We start from the raw sequence: 8,802 nt of genomic DNA, 5'->3' as shown, positions 1-8,802 counted from the left end.
GGCGGGGCGCGCGCCGGGTCTGCCGCGCCGCAACCTCCCGCCGGCTCGTCCGGCCGCGGGACCGCGCCCGGGCCTGCCGCGCTGGACGCGGCGGCGCCCGACGCCATCTCATCCGCCATGGAGGATCCCGCCGCATGCCCACGCGCCTGCTTTCCGCCGCCTCGGCCCTGCTGCTCGGCGCCTGCTCGGTGATCGGGGTGCGCTCCGGCACCGAGGAGCCGCGCTTCCAGGTGGTGGACCGTGTCGGCGAGGTGGAGATCCGCCGCTACGCCCCGCGCCTGGCCGCCGAGACCACCGTCGCCGCCGCGCAGGAGGCCGCCGCCCGCAACGAGGGTTTCCGCCGCCTCGCCGGCTTCATCTTCGGGGCGAACCGCGGCCAGGCGAGGATCGCGATGACCGCGCCGGTCGCCCAGTCCCCGGAGAAGATCGCCATGACCGCCCCGGTCGCGCAGGAGCGCGCCGGCGAGGGCGCCTGGACGATCCGGTTCTTCATGCCGGCGCGCTACACGCGGGAGACGCTGCCGCAGCCCGAGGACCCGCGCGTGACCATCGCCGAGGTCCCGGCCGCCACCGTGGCGGTTCTGCGCTATGCCGGCGTGCCGAATGCCGCGGCCGCCCAGGCCCGCCGCGCCGCGCTGCTGGCCGCGCTGCGCGGCAGCCCCTGGCAGCCGGCCGGCGAGGCCGAGGACTGGTACTACGACCCGCCCTGGACCCTGCCGCCGCTGCGCCGCAACGAGGCGGTGGTGCCGGTCACGCCGCGCCCGCCCGGCGCCTGAGCGCCAGCGCCGGCAGCACTGCCAGCAGGCAGGCCAGCGCCACGGCCTGGAAGCTGTCGCGGAAGCCCAGCATCCCCGCCTGCGCCGCCAGCACGCGCGAGAGATAGTCGTAGGACCCGCCGAGCAGGTCGGTCTCCGGGATGCCGGCCTGGCGCAGGATGCCCTGCGTCACGCGCAGGAATTCCAGCGTGCCCTCGCCGCCGCCATCCTGGGTCGGGGTCAGCGCCTGGGCGTGCTTCTCGGTGTGCTGCTCCAGCAGGATGGACAGCAGGTTCACCCCCAGCGCGCCGCCGAATTGCCGGGCGAAATTGATCGCCCCGGCGCCCTGGCCGAGGAAGCGCGGCGGCAGCGCCCGCAGCGCCCCGGCATTCATGCTGGGCATGGTGAGCCCCAGGCCGACCCGCCCCACCAGGATCCACAGCGCCAGCACCCAGAAGGGCAGGTCGGTATCGACGCCGCGCAGCAGCCAGGCCGAGACGGCGAAGAGGACGAGGCCCGCGGCCATGGGCTGCCAGGGCACCATGCGGTCCGCCAGCCGCCCGGCGATCGGGAAGACCACCACCATGATCAGCCCGGCCGGCATCATCACCAGGCCCGCCCGCGTCGCGGTGTAGCCCTGCACCGTCTGGACGAACAGCGGGATGAGGTAGGTGCTGCCGAAGATGCTGGCGCCGTAGATCATCGCCACGCAGAAGGCGCCGCTGAAGCCGAGATTGCCGAAGACCCGCGGGTTCAGCAGCGGCGCCTGGGCCTGCAATTCCCACAGCACGAAGCCCAGGGCGAAGACCAGGGCGAGGCCGAGTTCCAGCACCACCCGCTGCGAGCCCCAGCCGTCCCGCTGGCCGCTGGAGAGCCCCATGAACAGCGCCAGCAGCGCGGCGATCAGCAGCGCGAAGCCCACGCCGTCGAAGCGCCGCCGCTGCGCCGCGACCGCGCTCGGCAGGAAGACCCAGCCCATGCCGAGGCCGATGAGCGCCACCGGCATGGCGAGCACGAAGACGCTGCGCCAGCCATGGTTGTCCACCATCAGCCCGCCCACGGTCGGGCCCAGCGCCGGGGCCAGCACCACGCCGATGGCGGCGATGCCCATGGCGCTGCCGCGCTTGGCTGGCGGGAAGACCTGGAAGACGATCTGCGTCATCAGGGGTTGCAGCATGCCGGCGGAGGCGCCCTGCATGATGCGGCCGAGGATCAGCAGCCCCTCGTTCGGCGCCAGGCCGGCCAGCACGGACCCCGCCAGGAACAGCCCGACCGCGGCGGCATAGGTGGCGCGGAAGCCGAAGCTTTCCACGAACCAGGCATTCAGCAGCATGGTCCCCGTCACCGCCGCCAGGAAGCCGGTGGAGAGAAGCTGCGCATGGTCCTGGCCGATGCCGAAGGCGCCCATGATGTCGGGCAGCGCGACATTGACGATGGTGGAGGACAGGATGGACGCGACCGTGCCGATGATGGCGGCGATGGTGACCAGCCAGCGATAGGACGGGCCCCAGCGCGCCGCCAGCGCCTCCAGCGTGCGTTCGCCGGACGGGGTCATCCCCGTGCCTCCGGCGCGGCGTCAGTCCGCGGCCGCGCCACGCCGCGTCTCGATCTCCACCATCATCCCCGGCCGCAGCAGCCCGGGCGGCGGCGCCGGGTCGAGCGCCACGCGGAGCGGGATGCGCTGGGTGATCTTGGTGAAATTGCCCGAGGGGTTGGGCGCCGGCAGCAGGGCGAATTCGCTGGTGGCGGCGCCGCCGACGCGCTCCACCAAGCCCGCGAACCGCCGGCCCGGCAGCGCATCCACGCTGACCGTGACCCGGCTGCCGGCGGGGAAGAAGCGGATCTCGGTCTCCTTCACATTGCCCTCGACCCGCACCCGCGCCGGGTCGTGCAGGGTCAGCAGGCGCTGCCCGGCGGCGACATATTCGCCGGCATCGGCGAAGACGCGGTCCACCACGCCGGCGAAGGGCATCTCGATGCGGCGGTCGCGCAGGTCCAGCGCGGCGCGGTCGCGCTGCGCCGCCAGCTCCCGCTCCGCCGGGTCCAGCGCCTCCAGCTGCCGGCGCAGCACCAGCAGCTCGGCCCGCGCCGCCTCCGCCGCCGCGATCTGCGCCAGCGCCGCCTCGATCTCCGCCATGGCGCCCAGCACCTTCTGCCGGGCGCCGTTCAGCAGGCTCAGCGCCTGGTCGTGCCGCTGCCGGGTGCCGCTGCCGCTCGCCACCAGGTCGCGCGCCCGGCCGAACTCGGACTCGGCGAAGGCGCGGTCGGATTCGGCCGCGGGCAAGGCGGCGCGCGCCACCTCCAGCCGGGCGCGGGCCAGGGCCTGCTGGCTCTCGGTCTGCCTGTCCACCAGGGCGATGCGCGCCTCCAGCTCCCGCTGGCGGGCGGCCAGCGTGCCCAGCCGCGCCTCGATCTCGCGCAGCGCCAGCGCCGAATCGCGGTCGTCGATGCGCACCAGCAGGCCGCCGCCCGGCACCTGGTCGCCGGCGATCACCGCCACCTCCGCCACCCAGCCGGGCAGGCGCGACGCGATGGTGACCATGTCGGCGGCGACGCGCGCATCGTCCACGCTGACGATGGTGAGGAAGCGGTGGGTGGCCCAGGCGCCGGCGGCCAGCAGCGCCAGCAGCAGCCCGGCCGCGCCCGCCAGCCGCAGCCGCCGGGCCAGGGATGGCCGCGGCGGCGCCAGCCGGAGGGAGGCGCTAGGCTGGCCGATATCCATCGCTGGCTTCCTCGGGCGGCGGGGCCGGGGCGGGGACGGCAAGGCCGGTGGCGACGCGTTCCAGCACGGACAGGCAGGCGGCTAGGTCCGCATCCGGGATGCCGGCGAGGATTTCCGCCCGCACGCCGGTCGCCGCCGTCTCGATCCGCTGGATCAGCGGCCGCGCCTTGGCGGACAGGTGCAGGGTCTTGGCGCGGCGGTCATGCGGCGCCTCCCGCCGCAGGACCAGCCCTTCCGCCTCCAGCCAGTCGAGGGTGCGGACCAGGGTCGGCCCCTCGATCAGCAGGCGGGCGGCCAGATCCTTCTGGGTCATGCCTTCCCCGCCGCGGGAGATCGTCAGCAGGCAGAGCCAGCGGGCTTCCGTCAGGCCATATTCGGCGATGCGCTGGTCCAGCCGCGCGCGCCAGCGCCGCGCGATCTGCGCGATGAGGATGCCGAGGCGCCACTGGGTATGGGCGAGGGGGGACCCGTCCCGCATGGGGAAAGGCTAGATCGCTTCCTCATGATGAGGAAGCTAGATATTGCGGCACGCCCGCCCCGTCCGCCATGCTGCCCCCCGAGCCGCGGCACGCCGCGGGGCGCTTCCGCCCCCGCGATCCGCGCCGGCATGGTGCTTGCGGAGCAGCGTGACGCCGCCGGGCGCTTCCGAACGCCGGCGATCCGCATCTGGTTGGTGTTTCCGGAGCCGATTCACGCCGCCGGGCGCTTCCGCCCGCCGGCGATCCGCTCCAACGGGCAGGGGAGGGACGCGATGCGCGCGGTCCGCATGGTCTCGGTCAGCGGGATCCTGGGCTACGGCTATCCGGAGGCCTCGCTGAACGCCGCGCTCGACCGCGGCGTGGACATGATCGGCTGCGACGGCGGCAGCAGCGATCCCGGGCCGTACTATCTCGGCAGCGGCAAGCCCTTCGTGTCGCTGCGGGCGATGAAGCGCGACCTGCGGCTGATGCTGCGCGCCGCCGTGGCGCACAAGGTGCCGATGGTGGTCGGCACCTGCGGCGGCGCGGGCGGGGAGCCGCATCTGCAGCTGGTGGCGCAGATGGTGCGCGACATCGCGCGGGAGGAAGGGCTGCACTTCCCCATGGCGCTGATCCATAGCGAGCAGCCGAAGGACCGCATCCGCCAGCGCCTGCGCCAGGGCCGGGTGAAGCCGCTGGGCCGCATGGCGCCGCTCGACGAAGGCACGGTGGACCGGGCCGAGCGGATCGTCGGCCTGTGCGGGCCGGAGCCCTATATCCGCGCGCTGGACGAGGGCGCGCAGGTGGTGCTCGGCGGCCGCAGCAGCGACCCGGCGCCCTTCGCCGCGCATGCGCTGCGCGCCCAGCTGCCGCCGGCCGAGGCCTGGTATGCCGGGAAGATGCTGGAATGCGGCGCCTCCCCCGCGCTGCCGAAGGGGCCGGACTGCCTGTACGTGACGGTGCGGGAGGATGGCGTGGTCTGCGAGCCGATGGGCGAGCGCGCCTGCACGCCGCTCTCGCTCGCCAACCATTCGCTGCACGAGAACCCGTCGCCGATCCGGCATGTCGAGCCGGGCGGGGTGCTGGACACCGCGGAGTGCCGGTTCGAGCAGGTCTCGCCCAAGGCGACGCTGGTCAGCGGCATGCGCTGGCAGCCGGCCGAGGGCTATACGGTGAAGCTGGAGGCGGCGGAGCGGCTGGGCCACCGCGCCATCACCATCGCCGGCACGCGCGACCCGGGGCTGATCGGCCAGCTCGAGCATTTCCTCGGGGAGGTGCGGGCGCTGGTCGCGGGCAAGGCGCGCGACCTGGACATCACGCCGGAGGAGTATGTTCTCACCATCCACCGCTACGGCGTGGACGGGGTGATGGCGGCGCGCGAGCCGCTGCGCGACATGCGCCCGCACGAGGTCGGCTTCCTGGTGGACGTGGTCGGGCGGGATGCCGAGATCGCCGCCGCCGTCATCGCCCTGGCCCGCACCAGCATGCTGCATTGCGACTTCCCGGGCCGGCTGTGCAAGGAGGGGAACATGGCCTTCCCCTTCTCCCCCAGCGACCTGCCGGCGGGCGAGGTCTATCGCTTCAGCATGTCGCACATCGTCCTGCCGGACGATCCCTGCGAGATGTTCCCGATCGAGCATGAGAGGGTGTGACGCCGATGGACCTGTGCCATGACGGCCGGCCTGCGCCGTTCCTGCCCCTGCGGGGCTTGGCCCCGCCGCCCTGGCCTCGGGCGCGGTTCGGCGCCTCGGCCGGCCGCGGGTCGCCCCATGCCGATCTCGGCCGGGCACCGGCCGACCGGGGCGCCGCGGGGTGCGAAGGCCTGAACCGGATGGTCGAGCAGGGGGACGCGCCATGGCGCTGATCCGCGACATCGCCAAGGTCTGCAAGAGCAAGAATGCCGGCCCCTTCGACCTGACCATCGACGTGGTCTTCGGCGACGACGCGATGTTCGAACGGGTGCGGGCGACCGGCGTGCTCGGCCCCGCGCTGTTCGCCCGGCTCTACGGGGTCGCCGAGGCGGATGTCCTGTTCACGCCCTATCCGGCCGGGCGGGCCTTCAAGGCGACGCTGCCGCGGCTGGTGCCGGCCGGGGAGATCGGCGACACCGACATGTACGGCGCGCAGCAGCACGCGCCGCTGCTGGAGGTGGACATCCCAATCTGACGCCGGCGGCCGCATGGGATGCCCCGCAACCGGCGGGGCGCCGGATGCCGCCGGCCGCCGATGCGGCGCGCCGCACCGGCGCCCGCGATCCCGGCAGACCCCTGGGGTGCGCCGGGCGGCGGCTCAGCCCGACGCCGCGGCGTCCCGCTCCACCGCGCGCTGCCGCGCCTCCTCCGCCAGGCTCGCGGAATCCCAGCCATCCACCGGGCCTTCCCGGCCGCGGCCCTGGTCGCGTTCCAGCACCTGCAGCAGCTGCTCCGACGCTTCCCGCACCGCGACGCGGTAGCCGCCGTCGTCGCTGCGGATCTTCGCCAGGCGCTCCAGCATCCGATGGTCGTGGCGGCGGAAGAAGCGGCCGGCCCGCTCGGCCTCATAGGCCGGCATGCCCAGCCGCCGCAGCGCCGCCACCCCCATCTCGAGCGCGGAGCCGAAGGTCTCCCGCACCGCCAGATGCGCCCCGGCCTCCCACAGGTCGTAGACATGCGGCCGGTCGATGGCGCGGGCCAGGACCTGGGCCTGCGGGAAATGCTTGCGCACGGTCTCGACGATGCTGTCGGTTGTCGCCTTCGCATCGGTCGCCACCACCACCAGCGCCGCTTCCGCCGCGCCGGCGGCCTGCAGCAGGTCCAGCCGGGTCGCGTCGCCATAGAAGACGCGGTAGCCGAAGCGCCGCAGCGTCTCGATCGTCTCCATGTCGTGGTCCAGCACGGTCACCCGGTGGCCGTTGGCCAGCAGCAGCCGGGCGACGATCTGCCCGAAGCGGCCGAAGCCGGCGATGACGACGCTGCCCTCCGCCTTGATCGCGTCCGGCTCGGGCGGCAGGTCGTCCCGCGCCAGGCGGCCGGAGAGCGGACCATAGGCCAGCATCAGCAGCGGCGTGACGGCCATGGACAGCGCCACGGCCGAGACCAGCAGGTTGGCCTGGGGCGCCGTCAGCACGCCGTTGCCGGCGGCATAGGGCAGCAGGACGAAGGCGAATTCGCCGCCCTGCGACAGCACGATCGCCACCAGCAGGATGTCCGGCCGCGGCCAGCGGAACAGCACGCCCATGCCGATCAGCACCACGGCCTTCAGCGCGACCATCAGGAACACCAGGCCGGCGACGGTCGCCGGCGCCTCCATCACCGCGCCGAAATCCATCGACGCCCCGACGGCCAGGAAGAACAGCCCGAGCAGCAGGCCCTTGAAGGGCTCGATGTCGCCCTCGATCTCGTGCCGGAACTCGCTTTCCGCCAGCACCACGCCGGCCAGGAAGGCGCCGAGCGCTGGGGACAGGCCGACGCTCTGCATCAGCAGGGTGATGCCCACCACCAGCAGCAGCACCGCGGCGGTGAAGATCTCCCGCAGCTTCGTCTCGGCGATCAGGCGGAAGGCCGGGCGGGTCAGCAGCCGCCCGCCCAGCACCACCGCGGCCATGGCGCCCAGCACCGCCAGCGCCTGCTGCCAGGCCGGCAGGGTGGTGATCCAGGCGCCCTCCGCCGCATGGCCATGCGCCACCTCCGGCATCACCGCCAGCAGCGGCAGGATGGTCAGCACCAGCACGCCGGAGACGTCCTGGAACAGCAGCACGGAAAAGGTCGTCTCCCCGGCGCGGGTCTTCAGCAGCCCGCGTTCCGCCAGCACCTGCAGCGCCAGCGCCGTGCAGGACCCGGCGATGATCAGCCCGGTGGCGACCGCGACCCGCCAGTCGAAGCCCAGCGCCACGCCGATGCCGCCCACCACGGCGGCCGTCAGCAGCGTCTGCAGCCCGCCGACGCCGAGCAGCGGCACCCGCAGCGCCCAGAGGCGGGAGGGCTGCAGTTCCAGCCCCACCAGGAACAGCATCATCACCACGCCGAAGGCGGAGAAATCCATGGTTGCCGCGGCATCGCCGGCCAGCCCCAGCCCGAAGGGCCCGATCACCGCCCCGGCGATGAGGTAGCCGAGCACCGAGCCGAGGCCGAGCCGCTTGGCGATCGGCACCGCCGCGACGGCGGCGAGCAGGTAGACGAAGGCCTGCAGCAGGAAGCCGCCTTCCATGGTCAGCGATGCCCCGGCGCGGCCGCGAGTTCGGGCTCGTCCCGCAGCGCCAGCAGGCGCTGCCGGTAGGCCGCGCCCTGCCGGGCCAGCGCCGCGCCGTCCAGCAGATGCGTGCCATGCACCACGAAGGGCGGGTGCCAGCGCATGTGGCAGAGCCGCGCCGTCGCCTCGAAGGGGCGGAGGAAGTCGTGGATGGAATGGCGGTTCAGCCCATCGGGCGAATAGGCATGGCCGGTGCCGCCGGTGCTGATGGCGGTCATCCAGCCCTTGCCCGAAAGCTTGGTGCCGGCGCGGCCATAGGCGAAGCCGTGTTCCAGCACCAGGTCCAGCCATTCCTTCAGGATGGCCGGGCAGGAATACCAGTAGAGCGGGTGCTGGAAGACCACCGTGTCATGCTCCAGCAGCAGCGCCTGTTCCCGGTCCACGTCGATCATGAAGTCCGGATAGGCCTCGTAGAGGTCGTGCAGCGTCGTGCCCTCCAGCTCCGCCGCCGCGGCCCGCAGCGCCGCATTCACCCGCGACCGGCGCTGCGCGGGATGGGCGAGGATCAGCAGGATGCGCTGCGGCATGCGGGGGCGGTCTCCGGGGCTTGGGGAAAGGGTCGGCCGGGGGCCGCGCGGCGGTCAAGCCGGGGCGCGACGCGCCGCCGCGCCGCAGCCGGCAGGAGGGGGCGGCCGGGCCG

General features: G+C 73.8%; 8 protein-coding genes. 3 read left to right on the top strand and 5 right to left on the bottom strand.

Features of this window, described 5'->3' with window-relative positions; translation table 11 throughout:
• Positions 1 to 134 precede the first annotated feature (134 nt).
• Positions 135 to 776, top strand: a complete 642-nt coding sequence (locus E2C05_RS25130; RefSeq protein WP_192912518.1) for an SOUL family heme-binding protein — start codon at positions 135 to 137, stop codon at positions 774 to 776.
• On the opposite strand, the gene E2C05_RS25125 is transcribed toward E2C05_RS25130, so the two are convergent.
• From E2C05_RS25125 to E2C05_RS25115, 3 genes are read right to left on the bottom strand one after another with little or no spacing between them, the layout of a single operon-like run.
• Entirely contained in the window at positions 751 to 2,310 is a 1,560-nt protein-coding gene (locus tag E2C05_RS25125; RefSeq protein ID WP_133222388.1) for a DHA2 family efflux MFS transporter permease subunit, read from the bottom strand. The two genes, E2C05_RS25130 and E2C05_RS25125, sit on opposite strands and share 26 nt — an antisense overlap.
• A 21-nt stretch (positions 2,311 to 2,331) precedes the next feature.
• Positions 2,332 to 3,477, bottom strand: coding sequence for an HlyD family secretion protein (locus tag E2C05_RS25120; protein WP_200306110.1), 1,146 nt, complete (start codon positions 3,475 to 3,477; stop codon positions 2,332 to 2,334).
• Positions 3,458 to 3,955: a MarR family transcriptional regulator gene (locus E2C05_RS25115; RefSeq protein ID WP_133222387.1), complete on the bottom strand. Its 498-nt coding sequence runs from the start codon at positions 3,953 to 3,955 to the stop codon at positions 3,458 to 3,460. The genes E2C05_RS25120 and E2C05_RS25115 overlap by 20 nt, the downstream gene beginning before the upstream one ends.
• A gap of 273 nt (positions 3,956 to 4,228) precedes the next feature.
• Between E2C05_RS25115 and E2C05_RS25110 the strand changes: the two genes are divergently transcribed.
• Entirely contained in the window at positions 4,229 to 5,587 is a 1,359-nt protein-coding gene (locus tag E2C05_RS25110) for an acyclic terpene utilization AtuA family protein (protein WP_240046888.1), read from the top strand.
• A gap of 202 nt (positions 5,588 to 5,789) precedes the next feature.
• A complete protein-coding gene (locus tag E2C05_RS25105) occupies positions 5,790 to 6,101 on the top strand; it encodes a DUF4387 domain-containing protein (RefSeq protein WP_133222386.1) in 312 nt (103 codons plus the stop codon).
• A 123-nt stretch (positions 6,102 to 6,224) separates the two neighbouring features.
• Here the strand turns inward: E2C05_RS25105 and E2C05_RS25100 are convergent, their stop codons facing one another.
• Together E2C05_RS25100 and kefF are read right to left on the bottom strand one after the other, a co-directional pair.
• Positions 6,225 to 8,120 carry a monovalent cation:proton antiporter-2 (CPA2) family protein gene (locus tag E2C05_RS25100; protein WP_133222385.1) on the bottom strand — a complete coding sequence of 632 codons (1,896 nt, stop codon included), beginning with the start codon at positions 8,118 to 8,120 and terminating at the stop codon, positions 6,225 to 6,227.
• Between the two features lie 2 nt (positions 8,121 to 8,122).
• Positions 8,123 to 8,689: a glutathione-regulated potassium-efflux system oxidoreductase KefF gene (gene kefF, locus E2C05_RS25095; RefSeq protein ID WP_133222384.1), complete on the bottom strand. Its 567-nt coding sequence runs from the start codon at positions 8,687 to 8,689 to the stop codon at positions 8,123 to 8,125.
• Between the last annotated feature and the right edge of the window lie 113 nt (positions 8,690 to 8,802).

The organism is Paracraurococcus ruber, from assembly GCF_004353985.1.
GTDB classification, from domain to species: domain Bacteria; phylum Pseudomonadota; class Alphaproteobacteria; order Acetobacterales; family Acetobacteraceae; genus Paracraurococcus; species Paracraurococcus ruber.
Note: the sequence above shows the minus strand (reverse complement) of the source record. Positions and strands in the feature narration are given on the sequence as shown.